Genomic DNA, 24,436 nt, shown 5'->3' on the forward strand with positions numbered 1-24,436 from the left:
TGCCACACCCTTTGGCAGAGAATGCCAACAACCATTCATACACCATTCTCTGCCACCACAATCGCTGGAACCCGCCATCCCGAAGCCCCCCATAATCCCCCTCCCCAGAAGCGCAACCAGGCGCTCTCTACAATCGATCATCTCCCTGAGTCCAGATCCCCTTCCTTACGTCCAAACCGCATTCCGCGAGACTGTCTCTTTATGTGCGTAACCCCTGATCGCTGGTGATCGACAGGAGCGTCTCGGTAAGTGGGGATTGCCTCGACAGGTGTGTGACTGGTTTTGGCTGCCACCGGTCGTGATGCCGGCGGGAAGGGTCTCCCGCTGAGAGCCGCGCCGATCAAAGCGGTGACGACAGGCAACAAGACGGCTCCCCGCCTCGGTGCGTATCCGACGCACGCATGCGCCGAACAAGCACCGGGCGCACGCCCCGCTACACATATGACGCACAGAGACGTCGAACAAGCACCGGGGACACGCTCCAGTGCTTGTTCGACGCACGTTTGTGCCAAACCCGCACCGAGCCGCACTCCTCGGTGCTTGTTCGACGCACGCTTGTGACGAACCCGCACTGAGGGACACCTCGGTGCGTATCCGGCATCCGTATGCGACAAACCCGCACCGAGGGGCGTGCTTCACTGCGTATCCGACGGACATCCGAGACGAACCCGCAGTAGGAAACCCGATCCAGTGCGTATCCGACACACGCATGCGACCAAGACCAGTTACACATTTGCCAAGGCACTCCCGCATCCCCATATATATTCCCCATACATTCCACGTTCCGCATACGTTCACATTGACGATCTACGCTGGTGATGGAAACGATGATTGGAACGGTGATGATGCCGTTGCGATCATTCGTCGTAGTCGTAGGAATCGCAGGAGTCGTAGGAAAGCGTGAACATCATGATGCCCGACATCACACCGTCATCGCAATCACCGTCATCGCAATCACCGGCACAATCGTCAACCCAATCGCCGCTGCCGTCGGAAACGGAACGGCTCGCCGATCGGATCGTCGACATGATCCGCACACAAACCAGCAAACCGGCGATCGAACTCCACGTGGAGGCTGCGGACGGCACTGCAATCGAGGGTCAGAGACTCCGCGACTGCGGCATGGACGCGCTGGCCGTGCCGGACCTGTTGGACACCAAGTACGGTGGACCGTTCCTGCTTCCCGACGACTACGAGCTCCCGGTCAACCCCGGTAACGGCGTGCCGATGGTACTGCTCGCGCAATGGAACTTCGAACGGCTCCCCCGTCTGGAGGGCTTTCCGCAGAATGGCCTCTTGCAATGCTTCGTGGACGCCACCGACGATGATCCCGATCAGGATTTCACGCAAACCACCGACGACGGCAACGACAGCACTGACGGCAACGACGACAGCGAGAACGACAAGGCGTGGGAGTCGTGGAAGATCCGTTACATTCCCGCCAATCTGCTGTCGACCGATGCCCCACACGCCGCACAGGTGATCACGCCGCACTGGCAGCTTCGCCACGGCTGCGTGAAACCGACGCAGGTGCCATTCGACGACGAGAACATGCAGTTCAAGTTGCACGGCGAACTCACCACAAGCCCCATGGGCGTGACCGATTATCGCTATGAGGATCTGTTGGAATCGTGTCTGGATCAGCTCGACGACGGGGATCGCGAACTGTTCGATGACGAATACGCCGACATGGAGAATCTGCTCTTCCAGAGAATCAGCGGGGATGGTCACCGTCTGGGAGGCTACCCGTTATTCACCCAAGACGATCCACGTACGTACATGGATGAGGACGATGCTGCGGATCTGGTCATGGTGGCGCAAATCAACAGCATCGAATTCAAGATGATGTTCGGCGACAACGGCATCGGACACATTTTCATCCCCTCCGCCGCGTTGCACGACACCGACTTCAGCCAGGCCTTCTATCAGTGGGACTGCTACTGATTCAAAACTGATTCATACTGATTCACTAGTTCAGGTTTCGGCGTGGCGCAACTTGTGCGGCGCGTGCGCATATTCAGGTCGTATATGCCGCCGCGACGAGATGACGAATCAGATTGCCGAGGTATTCGATCGGTTCGATACCGTGAGATCTTCTCGTCGGCGAGCGCCAAGTCGCGATCCCACCGACCTCGCCTGCCGAAGCCGTCGAGCGGCCAGAATCATCAAACTGTCAAAACCATCAGCACCGTCAGAACAGTCGAGCGACCGCAACAGCCAGCACGATCAGAACGACCAACCGTCCGACACGCCCATCGTCGCCCATTCGTCCTTCATTCAGCCCTGACGGCTGATGCCGCCTTTGTGACCGGTGGCTTTGAACGGCGCTCCGCCGCGACGCCCCCCTGATGGGAATCCGCCGTTGCGCCCGCGAATCTTGCCGTCATTCCCCCAGCCTGCGTTCCAGCCGCCCTTGTTCTTGCCCATATTGGGCGTAGTCGTCCTGTTCGTCATACCATCAGTATGCATCCAGTATGCATCAGCAGACATCAGCACGCCGCGCTCCACTGACGGACGCCGGCGTCAGGAACATCGATCACAAGGAGAGCCATGCCACAGTCGGGAGCGCGAGGATTCGCAGTGGTCGATTTCGAAACCACGGGGCTGGTGCCGGAGCGCGGTGACCGGGCCATTGAGATCGGTATGACACTGCTCGCCCCCGACGGCACCATCGAACATGAGGACGAGACGCTGATCCACGTCAGTCGCGATCTGGGTCCGCAGCATGTGCATCATATTCGCGCGGCGGATCTGCGCCATGCGCCGGAGTTCGACGGCATCGCCCGGCAATTGCGCGACTATCTGGCAGGTCGTGTCTTCGTGGCGCATAATGTGGCATTCGATTCGCGCGTGCTGCGTAGCGAATATGCCCGACTGGGGTACGACATTCCCGTTCGCGGAACATCATCAGCCTCGTCAGCACTATCAGCCTCGTCAGCACTGTCAGCATCGCCACGCAATTCCGTCGCACGCAATTCCGCCACGCACTCCTCCACCACGTTGTGCACCATGCGTCTTGGAGGCAAGCTGCTCGGCGTGCGTTCACTCGCCGCGTGCTGCAATCGGTTCGGCATCGGCAATCCGGATGCGCACAGTGCGCTGAGCGACGCCCATGCCACGGCCCTGCTGCTGCGTGAATACATGCGCATGATTCCGGATTGGCCGGGCTGGAACGCCCACCTCGACGCCGCCGAACGCGCGATCTGGCCGCGGATCGGCGAGGACATGGTCCGCTGGACGCCCCGCCCGACGCATACCGACACGGGAAGCACGTTCACCGACAACCCGTTCACCGACAACCCGTTCACCGACGAACCCATTCCCATTACGGAACGCCAGATCGCCGGGAGAGTCGAGAATGTCGGAAACCGTTCCAGCGTCGGTCCCGCGGGAACAGCCCATACCCAGACCACGCCCACTCCCCCGCCGCGACTGCGCGAAGGCGACCGCATCGTGCTGACCGGCTCGATGTCGCAACGCCGATCCGACTGGATCGACGACCTGTCCGCGGTGGGGATCGTCGTCTGGCCGTCGGTCACCAAAAAGGTGCGTCTGGTGGTGGCCGCCGACGTGGATTCGGAATCCACCAAGGCGCGCAAGGCCCGCGACTACGGCATCCCCATCGTCAGCGAGCGCTGGCTGAAAACCGCCATCGAAAACGGCGTCGACGCCTGACTAAGCGTCTCGCAACCGCCTACTCCGCGCGGTCGATCTGTTCCTCGTCCGCCAGAGCGGTCAGACGTCCGTAGATCTCCTCGTAGGCGGGGATGATGCTGCCGAGACCGCGGCGGAACAGGTCCTTGTCGAGGTGTTCGATCTGCCCGCTGCCGTCCTTGAGATCCCACAGTCGGCAGGTGTCGGGGGTGATTTCGTCGGCCAGCAGGATGACGCCGTCGGCGGTTCGTCCCTCCTCGATCTTGAAATCGACCAGTCGCACGTCGATCTTGGAGAAAACGTCCGTCAGCGCGTCGTTCACCGCGTAGGCGATGCGGGAGATTTCGGCGAGTTCGTCTTCGGTGACGATGCCGAGCGCCACGAGTCCGTCGTTGTTGATGAACGGATCGCCCAGGTCGTCGGATTTCACGCAGAATTCGAGGATCGGCTTCTTCAGCGGAGTGCCTTCCTCGACGCCGTAGCGTTTGGCGAAGGATCCGGCGGCGGTGTTGCGCATGATGATCTCGAGCGGGAACATGTCCATCTTCTGGACCAGCTGTTCGGTGTCGGAGATCCTGCGGATGAAGTGACTGTCCACGCCGCGCGCTCGCAGCAGGTCGAACAGCACTGCGGTGATGCGATTGTTCAGGCTGCCTTTGCCGGCGATCTGTTCCTTCTTTTCCCCGTTGAACGCGGTGGCCTGATTCATGTATTCGACCCAGAGCACGTCCGGCTCGTCGGTCGCGTACATTTTCTTGGCCTTGCCTTGGTAGAGCATTTCCAGTTTCTTCATGATTCGCCTTTACGGTTGAGGTTGAGCGGTAATGGCGTTCACCCGATCGACGGAGATCGGATGAACGGGCATCAGCGTATCATCGGACGACCTGCCACGCCCGTGGGTCAGTGAACATCTGTTAACAGCTTCTCCGCGGTGTAGTCGTCGGTGACCAGTGCGGAGATGAGTCCGCCCTTCATACAGGCGCGGATCGCGGGGATCTTCGGATCTCCCCATGCCACGCCGATGACCAGGGGGATGCGCTTCAGCCGTTCGATGTCGATCGATATCGTTCGGTCGCATAGTTCGGTGTGCATGTGGTTGCCGTCCTTGTCGATATGGTGTCCGCAGATGTGTCCGACGACGCCGTGGCGCAAGAGTTCTCCCGCCTTGCGCTGATCGATGTATGCGTCGAAGATGTGTCCGGAGCGCTCGCGGGTGACGGCACCCACGCCCACGATGGCCACGTCGGCACCGCCGCCCAGTGCCAGTGCCGTGGCGATCTGCGGTTCCTTGCGCATGGCGGTGGCGAGTTCGGCGTTCGATAGGATCATCGGCACCGGCAGGAGCGTGAACGTGCCGCCGAGCCGTTGCGCCAGCATACGGCAGATGTCGGGGGGGAATCGGTCATCGGATTGTCGGGGCTCAATGTGCCGATCATCTGGGCGACGTTCGATTTCGGCCAGTCGAGCACGGGGATCTCCCGCACGGTGGCGGCCACCGCACCGCCATTCGAAACGGTGATCAGCGAGTCGGGCGCGCAGATCTCCGTGAACAGGGCCGCCGAGTACCGCGGCACGATGACCTTCGGATCCTCTCCGTGTTTCACTTCGGCCACGCGGGCGTGCTTGAGCCCGTACTTCTTCTTCAGCCCCTCCTCCAGCGTGCGCATACGCTCCAGTACATGGCCGATGCTGATGTGCACGATGCCCATGTCCCGTGATTCCTTGAGCAAGCGGGACACCGTGGGTCGGGAGTATCCGATCTCCTTGGCGATCTCGGCCTGGGTCTTGTCTTCGAGATAGTAGGAACGCGCCACCCGCAGCATCAGATCGACGTGTCGACGGGATGTGGATGTAGCCAGAATCGATTCATCGTTGAACATATGTTTATGTTATCTCCGTTTATTCAAGACACGCAATAGTCGCCAACCGTTTGTCAGTACTGAAAAATCAGCGATTTAGGACTCTTCGATATCACGAACGATCGTGCGTATGCACATATGTTCATCGACGTGATATTGCGCCGCGCGGACGCCGCATAGATTGTGAATCGTCAACGACAACGACCACGGGAACGACCCCGAGGCCTGACGAACAACCAGCCCGTCACGGATGACGGACCCAGACAAAGGAGTACAACATGGCATTCGCACGTACGATCTTCGGCGACGTCGACCCCAGCACCCTTGGCGTGGTGGACTGCCACGACCACCTGATCCGCGTCGGCGCGGGCGAGGTCTACATCGACGGCGACCACCAGCTCGACTCGGTCGAGAAGGCCATCGAGGAAGGCGTCTACTTCGCCGAGGCCTCCAAGAAGTGGAGCCCCAACGGCGGCACCGTCGTCGACATGTGCCCGATCAACTGCGGCCGTGACCTCAACAAGCTGGCCGAAGTCACCAAGGCCGTGGACGGCCTGCAGGTGATCGCCGCCACCGGCTTCCACCGCGAGCACGTCTACCTGGAGACCCAGTCCCACTGGATCAACCGCTACAGCGTGGACAAGGTGGCCGAGCTGGTCATCGCCGACATCCGCGAAGGCATCGACAAGAACGACTACTCCGGACCGATCGTCGAGCGCACCCCGTACAAGGCCGGCGTGATCAAGGTCGGTACCGCCTACGGCAAGATCACCAAGTTCGAGCGCAAGTGCATGGAGGCCGCCGCCATCGCCGCCATCGAAACCGGCTGCCCGATCAACACGCACACCACGTACGGCACCTGCGGCCTCGAGCAGGCCGAGGGCTTCCTTGAGCTGGGCGTGCCGGCCAACCAGATCGCCATCGGCCACATCCAGCGCAACGCCGACGTGTACTACCTCGAGCAGATCCTCAAGCTCGGCGTGTACCTGGAGATCGACGGCACCAACCGCATCAAGTACCAGCCCGACTCCAACCGCATGATGGAGCTCAAGGCGTTCTACGAGGACGGCTTCGCCGACCGCATCCTGCTCGGCACCGATTCCGGCAAGCGCGGCTACCAGAAGGCCTACGGCGCCACCTCCGGCGTGGACTACAACCCGGCCGTCGACGGCCCGCGCATGGTCGACGAGGGCTTCGACCGCGAGTACATCGAGAAGCTGCTCATGAAGAACGCCCAGGAGTTCTTCACCTTCAAGAAGGAAGGCTGATCCACGATGGCAGAGAAACTCGCCCAGCCGCGCCTGCAGATCGCGCTCGACACCACCGACATGCCGAGCGCCCTGCGCCCGCTCAACCAGGCCATCGATCAGATCGACGTCATCGAATGCGGCACCATCCTCATCATCGCCGAAGGACTCAAGGCCGTCCGTGAGATCCGCGCCCTGTACCCGAACAAGACCATTCTGGCCGACGTGCGCATCGCCGAAGCCGGAGCCCTCATCGCCCGCAACTGCTTCGAAGCCGGCGCCAACTGGGTCTCCGTCGTCGCAGGCGCGTCGCTCACCACGGTGGAGCAGGTCGTCAAGGTCGCCGACGAATTCGGCGGCGAAGTGCAGATCGAACTCGGCGAGGACTACGACGCCGACAAGGCTCGCAAGTGGAAGGAACTCGGTGCCAAGCACGTCATCGTCCACCGCTCGCGTGACGCCGAGGTCGCCGGAACCCTCAAGTGGGGCGAAGATGACATCGCCCGCATCAAGGAACTCCACGCCATGGGCTTCACCGTCACCGTCACCGGCGGCGTGAACGTCAAGGACATCCCCTTCTTCGAAGGCGCACCCGTCGGCGTGATCATCTCCGGACGCGGCATCGTCAAGGCGGAGGACCCGCTCGCGGCGGCCACCGAACTGAAGAACACCATCAGGACCGTCTGGCCCGAATAAGCCGATCGGACACCAACCGATCACACCCGATCAGCCAACACCGGACAGACAACGCGGAGCCGATCATCGACGAGGGGACCGGCTCCGCTCCAATCGTCCGCATAACCACTCCGAACAAACACAACAAAAAAATGGGGTGCTCCCTGCCCGGAGCGCCCCATACCGGAAAACCCTTATCCAAAGAATTTTCACCACGATTATAGTCACAAGGAAGTGCGCCATGACTGCCACCGAACCCAAGTACGATCTGTCGACCATCGGCGAAGGCCAGATCCGATTCACCGTCGAGCGCGGCGAACGACTGATGTTCACCCGCTCCGTCCACATGAACCCCGCCTGCTCCGAAGCCAACGTCGCCGGCCTGCTCAGCCAGCTCGGCCGCCAGACCCTGTGGACCAGCTCCCTGCCCGAAGGCGACCTCGGCGACTACATCCTCGCCGAATACCGTTCCGTCGGCGTGCACATGGACACCATGGTCCGTCGCCCCGGCGGCCGCACCGCACTGTACTTCATGGAGCCCGGCGAATACCCGATGCCCGCCAACGTCATCTACGACCGCGAATGGACCACCTTCCGCGCCACCGGCATCGACGACTACGACTGGGATGAGATCCTCAACACCAAGGTCATCTTCCTCACCGGCATCACCGCCGCCCTGACCGACACCACTGCCGAAGTCGTGCGCTACGCCGCCGACGAAGCCGTACGCCGCGGCGTCGAAGTGATCCTCGACGTGAACTTCCGCCGCAAGCTGTGGAGCGGCGAAAAGGCCCGCGAAGTGCTCGAGCCCATCGCCAAGGAAGCCACCGTGCTGTTCTGCTCCATCGCCGATGCTGAAAAGGTATTCGGCATCACCGGCACCCCCGAAGAGGTCACCGCCGAACTGCAGAACCGCTTCGGCTGCAAGTACATCGTCTCCACCAACCACACCGACGGCCCCTACCTGCGCGGCCGCGAAGGCTTCTACCCCTACCGCACCACCCCGGTGAATGTTGTCGACCGACCGGGCGCCGGCGACTCGTTCGTCTCCGCCACCATCCACGGCTACCTGTCCGGCGACATCCGCGAAGGCGTCAAGTGGGGACAGTACGCCTCCAAGGTGGCGCTCACGCACAAGGACGACCTGACCCGCGTCCGCCCCGGCGAACTCGACATCCCGCTGGGCACCGACATCGACCGCTGAGTGGTACGGAAGGAACACGCATCATGTCCAGCACAATGGCAGCTTCAACTAAGTCCGCAGGCCTGACCGCATACGAACAGATCGATTCCCGTCCGCTGAGCGGTCACCAGAAAAGCATCATCGGACTGGTCATCGCAGGTAACATTTCCGAATTCTTCGATATGTTCCTCGTCGGATTCGTCGTCTCTCTGCTTACCAGCGCATGGCACCTCACCGGCATGGAAGCCGGCGTCATTCTGGCCTGCTCGGGACTCGGCACCGTCATCGGCTCGATCATGTGGGGTCGTCTTGCCGACAGGTTCGGCCGAAAGCACGCCTTCCAATGGTGTGTGATCTGCTTCGTGGTATTCACCATCCTTTCCGTGTTCCTGCCTGATCGTGCATGGATTCTGCTCGCCATTCTTCGCGTTGGTGTCGGTATCGGCGTAGGCGGACTCAATATCACCTCCATCCCCTACGTGCAGGAATTCGTGCCGACCAAGCACCGCGGCATGCTCTCCGGCCTCGCCTCCGTGTTCATCCCGCTCGGCCTGTTGCTCGGCTCCGTTGCGCAAAGCGCCATCGGCGAGCACTGGCGAATCCTCCTCGCCCTCGGGGCAGTCCCGGTGTTGCTGCTCTTCTGGCTGCGCGCCGTCCCCGAATCCCCGCGCTTCTACCAGACCAAGGGACAGGACGACAAAGCCCGTGAGGCACTCGCTTGGGCCATGGAAATTCCGGTGGACGAAGTCGGTGCCCTGCCTGAAGTCGAACAGCAGCAGAAGGTCAGCTACTCGGTGCTGTTCAGCAAGCATCTGCGCTCTCTGATCATCGTCAGCGTCGGTTCATTCTGCTTCATCATGGGCGGTTTCGCCATCCAGTCCTGGGGACAGACCCTTATGAAGGACGCCTTCGGCTTCTCCACTCAGATGGTCGCCTATCTGTTCATGGGCGTATCCGTCGCCGACTGCATCGGCCGTTTTGGCTCCGCATGGCTCGCCGACGTGATCGGCCGTCGCTGGACCATGTTCATCTTCGGCATCATCGGTGCTGCAGGCTGCTTCTACGCTGCGTTCTTCCACAACTCTGGCTGGCAGTTCTACATCGCCGTGCTCATCATCATGACGTTCGCCGATGGCGTGTTCGGCATCCTCAACGCATTCGGCGGCGAACAGTTCCCGAACGATGTGCGATCCACAGGTCTTGGTCTTGGCTACGGCATTGGTGCCACCGCAAAGATCATCGGCCCCGCTTTCATGGGCGTGCTCGTCGGTGGCGACTTCGTCTCCCAGAACATCGACATCTCCGTCATCACCACCGCCTTCACCTTCTTCGGTGTCTGCCTCGTCATCGGCGCGATCATCTACCTGTTCGCGCAGGAGACGAAGGGCAAGGACCTCGAATCCCTGTAATTCCATTCCAAGCACACACATCAACAGTCAAGGACAACAATCATGACCGTCAACGCCGTCGGCATTTACGAAAAGGCCCTGCCAACCGGACTGACATGGGAGGAGACCTTCGATCTCGTCCACGATCTCGGATTCAACTTCCTCGAATTCTCCATCGACGAAAGCGACGAACGACTCGCCCGCCTCGAATGGACCGAGCGCGAACGCGAGGAATTCCGCAACGCCATGTGGAAGACCGGTAGCCGCATCAACACGCTCATGCTCTCCGGACACCGTCGCTTCCCGCTCGGTTCCGCCGACCCCGCCATCCGCGCCAAGGCACTGGACATGATGGCCAAGGCCATCGATCTGGCCGTCGATCTCGGCGTGCGCAACATCCAGATGGCCGGCTACGACGTCTATTACGAGCCGAAGACCGAATCCAGCCGCGAATGGTTCATCGAGAACCTGAAGACCTGTGTGGAAATGGCCGCCAAGAAGATGGTGATGCTTTCCATTGAAACCATGGACGACCCCTTCCTCAACTCGCTGAGCAAGGTCGACTATCTCAAGACCCAAATCCACAGCCCGTTCCTGCAGGCCTACCCCGACGTCGGCAACCTCACCGCCTGGCCCGAAAACGACGTGGCTCACGAAATCGAATCCAACATCGACAACATCGTGGCCGTGCATCTCAAGGACACCAAGCCCGTAACCGCCAACTTCCCGGGCCAGTTCAAGGAAGTGCCCTTCGGCGACGGCACCGTCGACTTCGAAGCCGTGCTGCGACTCTTCCACCGGCTCGGCTACAACGGCAGCTACACCGTGGAGATGTGGACCAGCAAGGCCGACGATCCCATCGCCGAAGTCAAGAAGGCCAAGGCCTACTTCGACGGACTGTTCGACAAGATCGGCATCGTTCAGGAACCCATCCTGAGCCGTGCCGCCTGATCACTACGATCGTAGAATACACGAAAACACTAGCCAGCAATTGAAAGGATAGGTTACGAGTTATGGCTACTTTGGCTGATTATGGTCCTGAGGTGCGTGCCGAGGTCAAGCAGGTGCGTGAGGTGGTCTCCACGTTGCATCAGCAGTTGATCAAGTGGAATCTGGTGGTGTGGACGGCGGGTAACGTGTCGCAGCGTCTGCATACGGCGGATCTGTTCGTGATCAAGCCGTCGGGCGTGCGCTATGAGAACCTGACGCCGAACTCGATGGTCGTGGTGGATCTGGACGGCAACGTGGTCGACGGCACCGAGGCCCCCTCCTCGGATACGGCGTCGCATGCGTACATCTACCGTCATATGCCGGACGTGTATGGTGTGGTGCACACGCATTCGACGTATGCGACGGCGTGGGCGGCGACGGGTCAGAACATCCCGTGCGGGCTGACGATGATGGGTGACGAGTTCGGTGGCCCGGTGCCGGTGGGCCCGTTCCGTCTGATCGGTTCGGAGGCGATCGGCGAGGGCGTGGTCGAGACGCTGAGGAAGTATCCGAAGTCTCCGGCGGTGCTGATGCAGAACCATGGCCCGTTCACGATCGGCAGGGACGCGGAGGGCGCGGTGAAGGCCGCGGCGATGACCGAGGAGGTCGCGCATACGATGTGGGCGGCGCGTCAGCTGGGCGAGATCATCGAGATCGACCAGGCGGACATCGACAAGCTCAACGACCGCTACCAGAACGTGTACGGCCAGCACTGACGTGATGGAGCGCCTCCCGCGTTGCGCGGGGCTCGGCGTACCGTTGTACGCCTTCGTCCCGCGCGCCTTGGAGTCGCACGCATCACGCCGGTGCCGCGGCCCGCGTCGCCGGTGCGCGCCCCGTTAGTGCGAGGCCTTTCGTTGGTGTGAGCTCACACTAGCGTCGTAGGCCTCCGAATCGTTGGAATTTCAACACCCCCGTCTTTTGGTGTGATCACACTAAGGGACGGGGGTGCTCTCTATTCGGGCAGATTTCGGAATATGGGATCGAACGCGGTAATAGACAGGGGTCGGACACGGGAACGGATCAAGAACAGCCGGCTTGACTACCTAGGACTACCTACTACCGAGGATTATCTACTACCCAAGACTGCCGAGATCCTCGGCTTGTTAAGACAAGCTTTCTCCCCGAAATGCATATATGTCCCATTCGCATTTCGAGGAGAAAGCTGGAAACCAGTTAGCATCCCATCGGTTTTCACAGTACTGTACGGTGTGGCGCGCATGCGACCGACGACCGACGGCATCGACGCCGATCTCACGCCACCGTACGAATGACACATACGAGCAACGTCGTATGGCATACATGAAACGGCAGACGTCATACGCCGCGCACAAACCAACAGACGTCGTACGCCACGCACGAAACGGCAGCGACAGCAAGGGAGGCTGATCTTGGGACTCATCTCCGCGATGCAGGGGTTCTGCGTCATCGGCATCATCATTCTCATCGGCTATATCGCAGCCCGGTTCCGCATCGGAGGCCCCACCGCACAGATGGTACTCAACCGATTCAGCTATTTCGTGTCCACACCGTGCCTGATGTTCGCGATCCTGTCGAAGGAGCACCTGTCCGACGTGTTCAAACCGTCGATCGCGGTGGCAATAGCGTGCGCGGTGATCACCGGCGCGATCTTTCTGGGACTCAATGCCGCGGTGTTCCGCATGGGACCGGCGGACGCGACGATCGGTGTACTGGATTCCATGTATATGAACGCGAACAACATCGGTCTGCCAATCGCCACGTATATTCTTGGCAATCCGGCGGCGGTGACGCCGATCGTGCTGATTCAGCAGGTGCTGTTCACGCCGATCGCGCTCACGTCGCTGGATCTGTCGTCGCGCGGCAAGGTGAGTGTGAAGGCGATCGTGACGCAACCGCTGCATCAGCCCATTCTGATCGGTGTGATGATCGGCATCGTCACGTCGGCCGTCAGCGATGCCGTGGGCTGGTTCGTGGTACCGAGTTATATCTACGATCCGATCAACATCGTGGGCAATTCCGCGGTTCCGTTGATCCTCATGGCGTTCGGCATGTCGTTGCGCGGGTCCAAGCCGCTGGGCAAGGACACGAACCGTGCGGCAACGATCACCGCGGCGCTGCTGAAGAATGCGGTGATGCCGATGGTGGCGTTCCTGATCGCGTATTTCCTGATGGGATTCCGCGGCCCGGAACTGTATTCATGCGTGGTTCTCGCCGCACTGCCCACCGCGCAGAACGTATACAATTACGCGGCCCGCTACGATGCCGGTACCACATTCGCCCGCGACGGCATCCTGCTGAGTACGCTGTCGTCGCCGATCTTCATTTTCGTGATCGCCGGACTGCTGGGATCGTGACACCACACGCACCCCGGATTCCTCTACGATGGAAGTCGTCATACGACTGACAGAGAGCCCCACCACCATCAGCGAGCAGAAGCGGCACAGGAACCATGGTCAACGACAGGGATGAACAACGATCGACAGCGAAACCACAGCAATGGAGACAACCATATAACTATTACGGGCTCCGCAACATCACCGCCCAATTCCACGACGACAGTCAACTGGAATTAGGACATAAATGTGCCATGCTGTTGCTGGGCATGCACCAGTGGATTAACCAGCAGACCACTGAGGTCACGTTCACTCCGGATGGCAATCTCACGTATCGAATCGAAGTCCGTACAACGTTGGATCCCACCAAACATATTCTGTGGGGCAACGACGAAAATGCGGATAACCCCTATATCGCGGTCCCGGTCTGTTACCTGGACAACGGCTATCACACCAACCGCGATCTCACGGATGGGGACGGTCGCAGACTGGTGACCTCCTCATACTCCGAAACCAACTTCATCACCGTTCAGGCGCTCAATTACTGCTGGCATCAGATATCAGCTCCGTGTCGGGAACAGCTTCAGCAGCATATTCGTAAGTGGACTGACACCATCATCACCGTTGATTTTACGAATGCAAAAGGCGAATTCGATTTCACCAGAATGCAGGAAACCATATGGAAGAGTATTACGTCCGATAATCCCAGGAAGGATATCGACGAATCCGACCAACCCAGTATCCAGCATTGGCAAAACGAACGGCTGGCCGAGTTGGCGTACATGCTGGTGGATCCCCAAGTGGCCGATATTACCCTGACACGGGATTATGCAAAAGCACTCAGGACGGCCTGCGAACGCAAGCTCAAGAAGTATTCCGCCAAAGTCAAAGCCTCTCCCGCTACGGACAGCAACGCCGAGCAGAACCGTACCAATCTCGATGGTACGCGTACAAAGCACACGAAACGTGAGGAAAACTTCACCATACTGACGTTCGCCTATTTCCTTGGCATCGCCGATTGCATCACGTCGAATCCCGAGTTGCGTCTTCCGCCGGACAAGAGAACTCATTGGCACTACGAGGAGACCACGAGCAACAACGACACCCAAGCCCTGCTGGCCCTATTGTTGCTGCTGTCGAATCTGTGCGAACAGTATCCGCTGATCGCCTATGTTCCGGCGGACGAGATACAGCAGAAGATGATCTTCGACGTTCGTTTTGACGAACGATACGCCAATGCCGATCGTGGACGAGTCCTTCCCTTGTACGAACGTCTGGGCCGTCACCTGATCGGACCGACTCGGTTGGAGGACCATATCGATCTGGCATTCCAATCCTACGTGTCACGATCCGCAACTCTGGAAATCGCGCCCATCGAGCATGCCGATATCGCCGAGATCAAGGAAATCACCTCGCTCGGCACGGTTGATGAGAAGCATAAAATCAGGGCAAGGGCAGTGGCCGGCCGTATCCAATGCACGCGCAACATCATGCAGCACGAACCGGTCAGCCGTATTCGACTCACCGTTCTTCCCGACTGGAGAACATTGCGGTATTCGTTCCATTGGTCGTTACTGCTGGCACTGCTTTCCATGCTCAATATCGTTGCGTTGTTTGCGAATTCCCCATTATCGAAGCACTTCTCCGAAGATAATCCGATCACGCAATTATCTTCCGCGTTATCGTCGCTGTTCACCGGCGATAATCTGATCGCCGGATTATCCATGATCTTCACGCTGTGGCTTGCCAAAACGTTGTCCGGCATCAACAATTCGATCGGCGATCATATTCGGCAAAAACTGGACGACACGATTTCGAGAGAATTGATCCTGTATTCAGCGTCCTATGCGGCGACGTTTTTGGCAGTCGGATTCCAGAACCAGTCCGATCATTCCAAGGACGCCCCCTCGCCAATCACAACCGTATTGGGCATCGGGTCTGCGTCCATTGCAGTGATTGTTTCCGCGCTGGCTATCGCGATATGGGTCAAACTGATCGTGTGGCGTCATCAATGGAAGGATCTGGACAGGACGGGGAAGGACGGGACGAGTGAGACGAACCCGAAGGAGGGAACGAACCCGTTCATCAACGATGGGGATTGTACGATTGATTCTCTTCCCTCTTCTGGTACGGCTTCCGGTACGGCTTCCGGTACGGCTTCCGGTACGGCTTCCGGTTCTTCCGATACACCATCCGATACTGCTTCCGGTACGGTCGCGGAAACAAGCGACGTACTGGAAAAAGCGCCCTTCGGTATTCTCACCACGCATGAGCATTACGACTATATGCTTGCACAGGAGGACGCTTTCGTCCGCAGCAAATGGACCTGGCAACCGCAGCATATTTCGTAGCGTTCACGGCATATTCCGGAGCGTATTCCGCACTATATTCCGGAGCATATTTTGTAACACCCGAACATGTCAAGGAGCAGATAGCATGATCAACCGGCACGACAATAACAACAATCATGAAAACAATTACGAGAATAGCTACGAAAACATTCCCGAACCTGTGCATGATATTCCGCCGTTGAGCGAGTATGCGAAATCGGTGATCGCGCGACTGGGGTTGGAACCGCATCCGGAGGGTGGCTGGTATGTACGCGACTGGCAGTCGGCGTCGTTCGCACCGGCCGATTTCGCGTCGCCGACGCAGCATCCCGGATTCAGCATGATCACCGGCAACCGTCCGCTGGCGTCGCTGATCTATTTCCTGCTGCCGACCGGCGACTTCAGCGACTGGCATCAGGTGGACGCCGACGAACTGTGGCTGTGGCATGGTCCGGGCAGTGTGACGCTGGAGTTGGCGGGTAGCGGCGACGCACCGGATGCGGCGCAGTCCGAGCGTATCGTGTTGGGGTCGGGACTGACCGGTTCGGGATTAGTGAGGTCGGGACTGGCGGGTCCGGGACTGGCGGGTCCAGGACTAGTGGGCTCGGGACTGACGAGCGCGGCGAATACCGATCCGACCGATACCGATGCTGACGTCGACAGCACGGCCACCGACCCTGTGATCGGTCATGCGATCGTGCCCGCCGGAGTCTGGCAGCGTACCATTCCCGGTGATGCGGATGCGCTGGTCTCCTGCGTGGTCTCCCCCGGCTTCACCTTCAACGGCTTCAATCTCGCGAACGACAACCGCTGACAACGATCACCGACAACATTCTCTGTTTTTCGTATCCGGTTTACCTGTTTCTTCGCCATATCTCGGTTGTACGTCATCGAGAACGGGCGGCATTGACCGCCCGCATAAGAACAAGGAGAAAACGATGGGACGAGTAAACAAGATTGTTGCGGTATTCGCCTGCATGGCAGCGGTGGTCTCTCTGACAGCTTGCGGTCAGCCGAGACGCGACGCCTGCGCTTCCATGTCCACCATAGATGAGTGCTCAGATCAGATGAGGCGCGATCTGGGAATCGAAGGAATGCACTGCGCCCCTGACAGCACGCAGGCTGAACTGAAGGCATGTGGAGATCGAGTCGCCGAAGAGCTGGGAACGAATGACTAAGTCGACGGTCACCCCCTCTCATTACCCCCTATACTGACAATCATGAGAAGAATGTCTAAGGTGGTTACCGCAGTGTGCGCTGCGGCGGCGGTTGTCAACGTCATCACGACCATCATCCACATCGTCAACGGCGAGAAGTCGCGAGCCATAATCTGGGGTCTGACCAATTAATCGGGTCTGGGTATTTCCATGTCACGAAGGACGGTAAATCCCTCTCTTCGTGACATGGTTATACCCAGAGCGCGTACTCATGACCCGGTTTGACCCAGAGCCATGTCCGGATTGACCCAGAACTTTGTCCGTCTAGACCCAGATCCATGTCCTGTATGACCCTGAGCTGTTACTCTGTAACGTCCTCCGGGAAGGCAAAGAGCTTCACCACTTCGTTGGCGAGGAACTCCGTACGGCGCTGAATGTCTTGCGGCGTCCAGCTTGTCTTGGTCTCGATGGTCTCCCCGTTCGCGGTATCCGGAATACTCGCATTGAGACGGAAGGGATGCCTCATACCCACGAAATGACCATTGACGCGATAGTCGCGCTTGGACTTGTCGTACGATTCCATGCCGTCCTCATACGAATCCTCGGCGTTCACGAACGGCTTCTGCTTGAACTCGGAGTTGTACGGCGTGAGCGTGAGGTTGCCCAGCAGATGCACGTACTGTTCCTGAATGCTGGCAGCCGTTTCCGGATCCGGATCATCGGGAGAAATCATCTCCCGCCACCACTTCGGCAGATTCTCTCCCTCCGGCAGAATGTGCTCGATGGTCCAGATCGGCTTGCCATTGTCACCGAGTTCATCCAAATTGTCAGGATGTCCCTTGTCGAAGGAGCTGGTACCGGTCAGACCACGTTCGAGCGCGATCAGCACGTATCGTGCGGTCTTCGCGTTCTTGTCGTACAGTCCTTCCGACTTCAACGCTTCGAGGAACACCGAATCAGAGGAACTGATCTCCTTCAGCGTGGACGCGATCAGGTTGACCGCCGCCTTACCGCGGGGACCGGCCAGCGAGGTCAATTCGCGCACCAATCCCAGCATGCGACTACGTGTATTCGACGACTTCGGTACCAGCGTGATGTTACGACGTACGTAGAAGTCAATCAGTATGTCAAGAATCTGCGAAACATGATCATTGGTCAGTCCGAACGTCTTCTGATCAGCAAACAGCGACAGCAGCAGCGGAATCGCCTGCGTGGAATCCAACCGCTTCAGCGCATCCAGCTGACGGTCGATCCTGCCATCGGCATGGTGATGTCCATCGACCCGTGTGATCATGGCGAACAATTCCGCACGCGACAGCAAGGTATCCAGATAGTTGCTTCCACGACGGTATTCGTCCTGAATGACGGTTTCGTAGAGGCGCAGCGCCTTGCCCTTGGTGATCGACTTGGTACCAGTGGACTCGAAAACGTCGTAGTTGTTCAGCAGGAACTGAGTGACGATCGACACATTCACGTCCTCATCCTTGGCGGTGAATATGCCCACGAATTCGTCCCAGTCCTCAAGGGTCTCGCTTTTATCAATGCCCTTGCGACTGGCCTCACCAATGAACTGCCCCTTGAGCAGATCCACCAAGGTCAACGGCAGGCCCTTGGCATTTAGCGATGAGAACACTGAGAATGCGTCACTCAGCTCCGTGACGGAGATCTGCAAAATAGTCGTGGACAGAAGCTTGTGGTAGAACTGATCTACGGAACTTACATCGGGGAACTTTTCTTCGTCATTGAAGAGTTCACAAATGTGGCGATACCGGTTGTTGAACACCCTGTTTCCGGAAACTTTCTGGGGATTGTCGGTTATCTGGCTCAGCAGCGCATTGTAGTAGTCACGGTCCTCTTTCAGCGGGGTAATGCGTGGCGTCACTGGCTCGTCGTCTTTGTCAAAGATATACAGTCTATGCAGGATATAGTCCTGAATCTTGCCGATTTTCTTGATGTCCTTGCTGACGTTCAAAGTCTGTTCCTCATCAGAGGACTGTGCTTCACCGGACAGAGCCGACAACTGTCTCCACATTATTTCAAGCTTGTTCCAGATGCCCAGCAGAAGCAGTGAGGTCGTAATCAGTCGCTGTTGGCCGTCGATAACGTCCGGACGATCCTTATCCTCGGGATCGTTCGTCACCAACAGATTACCGATATAGTATCCTTCGTCCTCTTCCCAGATATCATTAAACAGTTGCTCAATCTGTTCGTTCTTCCACGAATACCGGCGCTGATACTCGGGAATAATGAATCCCTTTGTTGTCTCTACAGGGAACAGTTCAGCGAATTGCTTGGGATGTGAATCGATCTGCAAAGCTCCTCCTTTGGTCGAGCTTTCTTCTGGCGTGGGCTTTCCTGCAGGTCACATTGGCAGGAAGCCACTAGGAAAATCGTACCCGGAGATTGACGGACCTTGAAGGAGCGACTCACGGATGTGGAGGGGCGTCTGCCAGCGCCGTCACGACCATCATTCACATCGTCCACGGCGAGAGGCCGCAAGCTCTGCTCTACGGTCTGGCCGCAACCCTCGTGACCGCAATCATCGGTATCCGCCTGCATACGGAGCACGAACGCGAGCGCGACGAGATCGACTGATCGCATACTCGGCTCTGGGTATTTCCATGTCACGAAGGACCGTGGATTCCGTTCTTCGTGACACGGTTATACCCAGAGCTGATCGTCATCCCCCGGTTCAGCTCAGACTTCTCTGTCCGATTCGTCCCAGAACACCGTCTAACTAGACCAGACCGCGGACGGCTGGAGATGATTCCAGACCTCGACCATCGCGAAAAATGTCGAGTATAGACGAAACTTTGCCCTCATACTGGTACAAGTTTCGTCTATACTCGACACTTTTTGATACGGAATCAGCATCTCCTTTCACCATCGGAGACAGCAGCGCCACCATCATTCCCATATGCAGGCCCCATCCATATCCCAATCATCTCGAATGGCAAACTGCCCGGCAACATCCGCTCTCAGCAACATCTTCCACGCAACACGCCGATAAATCATTGCAATTGCAACGATTACAAACGTCACATGGCATTCGTCCGGTTCCTATTTATGTCCAAGAAACAACGCCGGCACGATTACAGGCCCGGCTGAGAGAACAGAAGATTCCATAAACAACATGAGCAACCACAACGGCAACCGCATTAGCAAGCACATTGACAAATCCACGATTCTGACCATCGTCATGATCGTGGTGATACTGGGAGCGTTTGGCGTCATGCTCGCGGCAAGTAGTCATGTCGGCCCGTTCGCCGGATGGGACACCGTTCAAGCGTCCACTGCCCGAACCACGACCAATGCCGATTCCACCGACAAGTGGAACGACAACACGAAGAGCGACAACGACGCCAGTAAAACCGCCGCCGCCGACAAGACGACGGATACGACCACCGACACGGCAACGAAACGTCATCCCCGGTCCCCTCTCCGACCGTGACAACCACGCCAGCTGATGTGACAGCACGCTTCCGATACGGTGCACAAGATGAACAATTTTGCGGAATACCAACCTGCACGACGATTCCCCTGACTCTGCCTACGACTTGCTTGTGCAATACAGAGATTCTTCTCCCTCATGAGTGAATAGCGACAACGCACTGACGGACCAGAACAAGGCAGAGCTGCACTTCGATGACTCGCAGACGCCGGAGGAATCCGCCGCTGCCATCAAGAATAAGAATATAGACGATGCCTTCGCTACGTGGGAGAGCAAGACATGGAAGCTACTCAATCATGCCATCTATGAGCAGGCGTCGGGAATGGCGCAATCCGCCACGAATCTGCAGCAGACCCACCCCGGCTATTGTTTGGAACTTGCCACGATCGTTAGGGACCGTCCCGCCACAGGCGAAACCAAGTCCACGTTCGAGGCACAGAACAACTGGTACAACCGCCTGTCCGACCAGTGGGTGCACTGCGAGGCCCGCGCCGCCGACCCCACGAAGTGACGATACGCGGATAAGTGGTTTAGATCAGTTATAGAAAGATTAGGTATCAGCAATATCGTGAATGCCAGTCTCCGGCAAAAGCTGGCCCTGTCGATAAAATGAGAGCTGAATGAACGATTCGGCAAACCTTTCGCATTCAGTAAATACAGCGTAGACATACAAAATACGAAGCCGTCTTGACGCTCTCTCTGTTATTGTTCCAGAGTCTCCTCGACGATCTAAATGTCATTGTGGACAGATGGCTACAGAGAAGTCCGTTAACATGAGCATGTTGCCTGGCGTTATTGTCACAGCCGTCAATGGTTTCCACGGACACGGGCTGGACATCGTCCTTTATCGACGCCATTAACGCCATCCAAGCCGCCTGCCCCGTTAGCTAAGGGCTTTAGTTGACAAGCCAAGTAAGGATACTGCATTGCAGTAATATGAAAGAAACAGCGCGATAGCGACAATCTTCGTATTGCCGTACCCGCATAGTTGAAAGCATTCCCGGTGCTTTCCCGAATTGCTATTGAGGAGCACATCCATGATCGGCGAGCGAGTATCTGCAATGAGCCAAGGTACCTTAGCAGCAAACATCGATGTTTCTGCGAATCCGAATACCGACAAGAAAATTTCCGTACTTGATGAAGCGATGTTCGAGCAGGCAGTCATCCAGCACCTGCAAGTCTTAGGCTATGAATGGTTGTATGGCCCGAATGTGAAGCGTGCCGATGAGACGTATCGAGATGCTTTACTTCCGGGCGTGCTGGAAGACTGTCTGCGACGGATCAATCCTCAAGCCCATTCGGCAGCGCTTGCTGAGGCACTGCGAAAAATTTCGGATATTGAGGGTGTGGATCTTTTATCCCGCAATATCCAGTTCATGGATTATCTCCAGTCCGGTGTTGAAGTGTCATTCTTCGATGGAGAGAAGACTGCCACTGATCATGTGAGAATCGTGGATTTTGAGCACCCGGAGTTGAACGTGTTCAACGTGGTCAATCAATGGACGTATGTCGAGTATGAGGAGAAACGTCCCGATGTGATTGTGTTCGTGAACGGTATGCCGCTGGTGGTGTTCGAGCTGAAGTCACCATCCCGTGAGAATGTCGATGCTTCGGACGCTTACCTACAGCTGCGGAATTACATGAAAGTCATTCCTACGTTGTTCGCATATAATGCGTTCTGCGTCATGACGGATATGAGCGATACACGTGTAGGTACCATTACGGCCAGTGAGGATCGCTTCATGCAGTGGAAGACTGCTGACGGCGATTACTCGAAGATCGCCAACAAGATTGCCGTCCGATGGACCACATTGCTCGACGGCATGTTCCCGAAGGAACGATTGCTTGACATTCTTCATAACTTCATCTGTTTCTCCAAGTCCGAGAACGGGAACGTGAAGATTCTCGCGGCATACCATCAGTATTTTGGCGTGCATAAAGCAGTCGAGAGTACCTTGCATGCCATGCACAGTGACGGCAAGGCCGGCGTGTTCTGGCATACCCAGGGGTCAGGCAAATCGTTGTCGATGGTGTTCTACGCCCATCTGCTTGCCGAGCAAGTGAATAGTCCGACAATTGTGGTGACCACCGATCGCACTGATTTGGACGGGCAGCTGTATGGTCAATTCGCGAAATGTGCGGATTTCCTACGACAGCGACCCCAGCAAGCAACGAGCCGTGACAATCTCATCGAACTTCTGGATAATCGCCAGGCGAACGGCATCGTATTCACGACGATGCAAAAGTTCAGCGAGTCCGATGAGCCATTGTCCGAACGCCGCAACATCGTGGTCATGGCCGATGAGGCGCATCGCAGCCAATACGGATTGGAGGTGAAGCTCCATTCGGACGGCACGCATTCGATAGGTGATGCGCTGAAGGTGAGGCAGGCGCTTCCGAACGCCTCCTATATAGGGTTTACCGGCACCCCCATTGAGACGCAGGATAAATCCACGCGTGAGATATTCGGCGATTACGTGGACGTATACGATATGACGCAATCGGTCGAGGACGGGGCCACCCGGCCGGTGTTCTACGAGAGCCGTGTGGTATCACTCAAACTGGATGAGAACGTGCTCCGTGAATTGGATGAGGAGTACGAGAATCTCTCGGAGAATGTCGATGAGCTCGCCATCGATCGCAGTAAGCATGATCTGGCGACGATGGACAGCATCCTCGGAGCTCCGAAAACCATTGATTCCCTGTGCCGTGACATCGTGAACCATTATGAGGACAACCGCGCGGACGAACTGACCGGCAAGGCGTTGGTCGTCGCCTATTCGCGCCCCATTGCTATGCGAATGTACGAGAAGTTCCTCGAACTGCGCCCTCAGTGGAAGGACAAAGTACATGCGGTCATGACCTCCTCCAATCAGGATCCGGAGGAATGGCATAAGATCATCGGCAACAAGACCCATAAGACCGAGCTCGCCAAAGAGTTCAAGGATGACGACAGCCCGTTCAAGATCGCCATTGTGGTGGACATGTGGCTGACTGGCTTCGATGTGCCGTCGTTGTCCACGATGTACGTGTACAAGCCCATGAAGGGCCATAATCTCATGCAGGCCGTCGCGCGAGTGAATCGCGTGTACAAGGGCAAGGAAGGCGGCCTGATCGTCGACTACATCGGCATCGCCGGAGCACTGAAACGCGCGATGCATGATTACACCAAGCGCGATCGCGAACGCTATGGCAATATGAATGTGGCCGATACCGCCTACCCGTTGTTCCTCGACAAGCTCGGAGTCTGCCGCGATTTTCTGCATGGGTTGGATTACCAGGAACGCATTCATACCGGTTCAGCGGAGCAAATGGCCGAAGTCATCGCCGACGGTGCCGATTATCTGCTCGACCCCGAGCGCGAGGAGAATCGCAAGGACTTCGTGAAAAGCGCCAAGGAGATGGCACAGGCATTCGGTTTATGCAGGAGCATGGTGCCCGACGACCTCAAACTTGAGGAAGCCTATATCGATGTGCTGCGTACACAATTGCTCAAGGTTCTGAACGCGAACCCAGGCAATCCTCGCATGTCGTTAAACGAGGTCAACAAGCGCATTGCCGCCATCATGGAACAGGGCGTGCATAATGAGGGCGTCATCAATCTGTTTGAAGACTGGAACGTCGAAGTATCACTGTTCGATGAGTCGTTCCTCGCCGAAGTCGCACAGATGAAGCAGAAGAATCTCGCCGTCGAGTTGCTTCGTAAACTCATCGACGATCAGGTCAAAGCGTACCGCAAGAAAAGCGTCGTCAAAGCCGGGAAATTCTCCGAAATGCTACAGCAGTCAGTCAACTCGTATCTCAACGGCATGCTCACCAACGCGGAAGTCATCCAGCAGCTGCTTGACATGGCCAAGGAGATCATGGCCGCACGGCAGGAAGGCAAGACGCTGGGCCTTGACGACGAAGAACTCGCCTTCTACGACGCGCTCACAAAACCACAAGCCATCAAGGACTTCTACGGCAACGACGAGTTGGTCGCTATCACTCGCGAGCTGACTGACACCCTACGCAGAAACCGCACGATAGACTGGCAGAAGAAAGATGATGCCCGCGCCCGCATGCGCCGATCGATCAAACGCCTGCTGAAAAAGCACAAGTATCCGCCGGACGAGGTGCCGGATGCAATCGATACGGTGATGCAGCAGTGCGAACTATGGGTTGACTACGGAGAGGACGACTGATTC

Annotated in this window: 19 protein-coding genes and 1 pseudogene; 14 read left to right on the forward strand and 6 right to left on the reverse strand. The window is 57.6% G+C overall.

From position 1 onward, the window contains the following. The first annotated feature begins 909 nt into the window (after positions 1–909). Entirely contained in the window at positions 910–1,944 is a 1,035-nt protein-coding gene (locus tag BTIS_RS04025; RefSeq protein WP_245819295.1) for a YwqG family protein, read from the forward strand. Between the two features lie 333 nt (positions 1,945–2,277). Here the strand turns inward: BTIS_RS04025 and BTIS_RS11840 are convergent, their stop codons facing one another. Continuing rightward, complete coding sequence (locus tag BTIS_RS11840; RefSeq protein WP_158216833.1) at positions 2,278–2,490, reverse strand: hypothetical protein; 213 nt, start codon at positions 2,488–2,490, stop codon at positions 2,278–2,280. A 60-nt stretch (positions 2,491–2,550) separates the two neighbouring features. On the opposite strand from BTIS_RS11840, the gene BTIS_RS12030 reads away from it, so the two are divergent. Next, positions 2,551–3,675 carry an exonuclease domain-containing protein gene (locus BTIS_RS12030; protein WP_245819265.1) on the forward strand — a complete coding sequence of 375 codons (1,125 nt, stop codon included), beginning with the start codon at positions 2,551–2,553 and terminating at the stop codon, positions 3,673–3,675. Between the two features lie 19 nt (positions 3,676–3,694). Here BTIS_RS12030 and purC read toward each other — a convergent pair whose 3' ends face one another. From purC to BTIS_RS12205, 3 genes are all read right to left on the reverse strand, one after another. Further along, a complete protein-coding gene (gene purC, locus BTIS_RS04040; protein ID WP_094662872.1) occupies positions 3,695–4,447 on the reverse strand; it encodes a phosphoribosylaminoimidazolesuccinocarboxamide synthase in 753 nt (250 codons plus the stop codon). Positions 4,448–4,554: 107 nt separating this feature from the next. Continuing rightward, a complete protein-coding gene (locus BTIS_RS12200; RefSeq protein WP_275542040.1) occupies positions 4,555–5,031 on the reverse strand; it encodes a sugar-binding domain-containing protein in 477 nt (158 codons plus the stop codon). After that, positions 4,980–5,534 carry a sugar-binding domain-containing protein gene (locus tag BTIS_RS12205; protein WP_275542041.1) on the reverse strand — a complete coding sequence of 185 codons (555 nt, stop codon included), beginning with the start codon at positions 5,532–5,534 and terminating at the stop codon, positions 4,980–4,982. The genes BTIS_RS12200 and BTIS_RS12205 overlap by 52 nt, the downstream gene beginning before the upstream one ends. A 257-nt stretch (positions 5,535–5,791) precedes the next feature. On the opposite strand from BTIS_RS12205, the gene BTIS_RS04050 reads away from it, so the two are divergent. The 9 genes from BTIS_RS04050 (at position 5,792) to BTIS_RS12035 (ending at position 16,455) form a co-directional block, all read left to right on the forward strand. After that, positions 5,792–6,781 carry a phosphotriesterase family protein gene (locus tag BTIS_RS04050; RefSeq protein WP_094662874.1) on the forward strand — a complete coding sequence of 330 codons (990 nt, stop codon included), beginning with the start codon at positions 5,792–5,794 and terminating at the stop codon, positions 6,779–6,781. Positions 6,782–6,787: 6 nt separating this feature from the next. After that, complete coding sequence (locus BTIS_RS04055; protein WP_094662876.1) at positions 6,788–7,456, forward strand: 3-dehydro-L-gulonate-6-phosphate decarboxylase; 669 nt, start codon at positions 6,788–6,790, stop codon at positions 7,454–7,456. A 220-nt stretch (positions 7,457–7,676) separates the two neighbouring features. Further along, entirely contained in the window at positions 7,677–8,639 is a 963-nt protein-coding gene (locus BTIS_RS04060; RefSeq protein WP_094662878.1) for a sugar kinase, read from the forward strand. A gap of 23 nt (positions 8,640–8,662) precedes the next feature. Further along, positions 8,663–10,027, forward strand: a complete 1,365-nt coding sequence (locus BTIS_RS04065; protein WP_211279422.1) for an MFS transporter — start codon at positions 8,663–8,665, stop codon at positions 10,025–10,027. 42 nt (positions 10,028–10,069) lie between these two features. Next, positions 10,070–10,957 carry an L-ribulose-5-phosphate 3-epimerase gene (locus tag BTIS_RS04070; protein WP_094662880.1) on the forward strand — a complete coding sequence of 296 codons (888 nt, stop codon included), beginning with the start codon at positions 10,070–10,072 and terminating at the stop codon, positions 10,955–10,957. Between the two features lie 62 nt (positions 10,958–11,019). Beyond that, positions 11,020–11,712 carry an L-ribulose-5-phosphate 4-epimerase gene (locus BTIS_RS04075; RefSeq protein ID WP_094662882.1) on the forward strand — a complete coding sequence of 231 codons (693 nt, stop codon included), beginning with the start codon at positions 11,020–11,022 and terminating at the stop codon, positions 11,710–11,712. 672 nt (positions 11,713–12,384) lie between these two features. Beyond that, positions 12,385–13,332 carry an AEC family transporter gene (locus tag BTIS_RS04080; RefSeq protein ID WP_094662884.1) on the forward strand — a complete coding sequence of 316 codons (948 nt, stop codon included), beginning with the start codon at positions 12,385–12,387 and terminating at the stop codon, positions 13,330–13,332. Between the two features lie 95 nt (positions 13,333–13,427). Continuing rightward, positions 13,428–15,662: a hypothetical protein gene (locus BTIS_RS04085; protein ID WP_143248861.1), complete on the forward strand. Its 2,235-nt coding sequence runs from the start codon at positions 13,428–13,430 to the stop codon at positions 15,660–15,662. Between the two features lie 85 nt (positions 15,663–15,747). Then, positions 15,748–16,455, forward strand: a complete 708-nt coding sequence (locus BTIS_RS12035) for a cupin domain-containing protein (RefSeq protein ID WP_245819266.1) — start codon at positions 15,748–15,750, stop codon at positions 16,453–16,455. A 704-nt stretch (positions 16,456–17,159) separates the two neighbouring features. Here BTIS_RS12035 and BTIS_RS12040 read toward each other — a convergent pair. Both BTIS_RS12040 and BTIS_RS12285 read right to left on the reverse strand, forming a co-directional pair. After that, positions 17,160–18,389: an HNH endonuclease family protein gene (locus tag BTIS_RS12040; RefSeq protein WP_245819297.1), complete on the reverse strand. Its 1,230-nt coding sequence runs from the start codon at positions 18,387–18,389 to the stop codon at positions 17,160–17,162. A gap of 36 nt (positions 18,390–18,425) precedes the next feature. Further along, positions 18,426–19,112, reverse strand: a pseudogene (locus tag BTIS_RS12285) (DUF262 domain-containing protein); the annotation flags it as partial. Between the two features lie 819 nt (positions 19,113–19,931). Between BTIS_RS12285 and BTIS_RS04115 the strand changes: the two are divergent. From BTIS_RS04115 to BTIS_RS04125, 3 genes are all read left to right on the forward strand, one after another. Next, a complete protein-coding gene (locus BTIS_RS04115) occupies positions 19,932–20,249 on the forward strand; it encodes a hypothetical protein (protein ID WP_094662894.1) in 318 nt (105 codons plus the stop codon). A gap of 142 nt (positions 20,250–20,391) precedes the next feature. After that, positions 20,392–20,760, forward strand: coding sequence for a hypothetical protein (locus tag BTIS_RS04120; RefSeq protein WP_094662896.1), 369 nt, complete (start codon positions 20,392–20,394; stop codon positions 20,758–20,760). A 634-nt stretch (positions 20,761–21,394) separates the two neighbouring features. After that, complete coding sequence (locus tag BTIS_RS04125; RefSeq protein ID WP_420807009.1) at positions 21,395–24,433, forward strand: type I restriction endonuclease subunit R; 3,039 nt, start codon at positions 21,395–21,397, stop codon at positions 24,431–24,433. The last annotated feature ends 3 nt before the right edge of the window (positions 24,434–24,436 follow it).

The sequence above is a fragment of the Bifidobacterium tissieri genome (assembly GCF_002259645.1).
Lineage (GTDB): Bacteria > Actinomycetota > Actinomycetes > Actinomycetales > Bifidobacteriaceae > Galliscardovia > Galliscardovia tissieri.

Excerpts from the sequence above, each read along its gene's own strand:
- BTIS_RS04025 (WP_245819295.1), top strand. The coding sequence starts at position 910 with ATGATGCCCGACATCACACCGTCATCGCAATCACCGTCATCGCAATCA.
- BTIS_RS11840 (WP_158216833.1), bottom strand. The coding sequence starts at position 2,490 with ATGTCTGCTGATGCATACTGGATGCATACTGATGGTATGACGAACAGG.
- BTIS_RS12030 (WP_245819265.1), top strand. The coding sequence starts at position 2,551 with ATGCCACAGTCGGGAGCGCGAGGATTCGCAGTGGTCGATTTCGAAACC.
- purC (WP_094662872.1), bottom strand. The coding sequence starts at position 4,447 with ATGAAGAAACTGGAAATGCTCTACCAAGGCAAGGCCAAGAAAATGTAC.
- BTIS_RS12200 (WP_275542040.1), bottom strand. The coding sequence starts at position 5,031 with ATGCTGGCGCAACGGCTCGGCGGCACGTTCACGCTCCTGCCGGTGCCG.
- BTIS_RS12205 (WP_275542041.1), bottom strand. The coding sequence starts at position 5,534 with ATGTTCAACGATGAATCGATTCTGGCTACATCCACATCCCGTCGACAC.
- BTIS_RS04050 (WP_094662874.1), top strand. The coding sequence starts at position 5,792 with ATGGCATTCGCACGTACGATCTTCGGCGACGTCGACCCCAGCACCCTT.
- BTIS_RS04055 (WP_094662876.1), top strand. The coding sequence starts at position 6,788 with ATGGCAGAGAAACTCGCCCAGCCGCGCCTGCAGATCGCGCTCGACACC.
- BTIS_RS04060 (WP_094662878.1), top strand. The coding sequence starts at position 7,677 with ATGACTGCCACCGAACCCAAGTACGATCTGTCGACCATCGGCGAAGGC.
- BTIS_RS04065 (WP_211279422.1), top strand. The coding sequence starts at position 8,663 with ATGTCCAGCACAATGGCAGCTTCAACTAAGTCCGCAGGCCTGACCGCA.
- BTIS_RS04070 (WP_094662880.1), top strand. The coding sequence starts at position 10,070 with ATGACCGTCAACGCCGTCGGCATTTACGAAAAGGCCCTGCCAACCGGA.
- BTIS_RS04075 (WP_094662882.1), top strand. The coding sequence starts at position 11,020 with ATGGCTACTTTGGCTGATTATGGTCCTGAGGTGCGTGCCGAGGTCAAG.
- BTIS_RS04085 (WP_143248861.1), top strand. The coding sequence starts at position 13,428 with ATGGTCAACGACAGGGATGAACAACGATCGACAGCGAAACCACAGCAA.
- BTIS_RS12035 (WP_245819266.1), top strand. The coding sequence starts at position 15,748 with ATGATCAACCGGCACGACAATAACAACAATCATGAAAACAATTACGAG.
- BTIS_RS04115 (WP_094662894.1), top strand. The coding sequence starts at position 19,932 with ATGAGCAACCACAACGGCAACCGCATTAGCAAGCACATTGACAAATCC.
- BTIS_RS04125 (WP_420807009.1), top strand. The coding sequence starts at position 21,395 with ATGTTCGAGCAGGCAGTCATCCAGCACCTGCAAGTCTTAGGCTATGAA.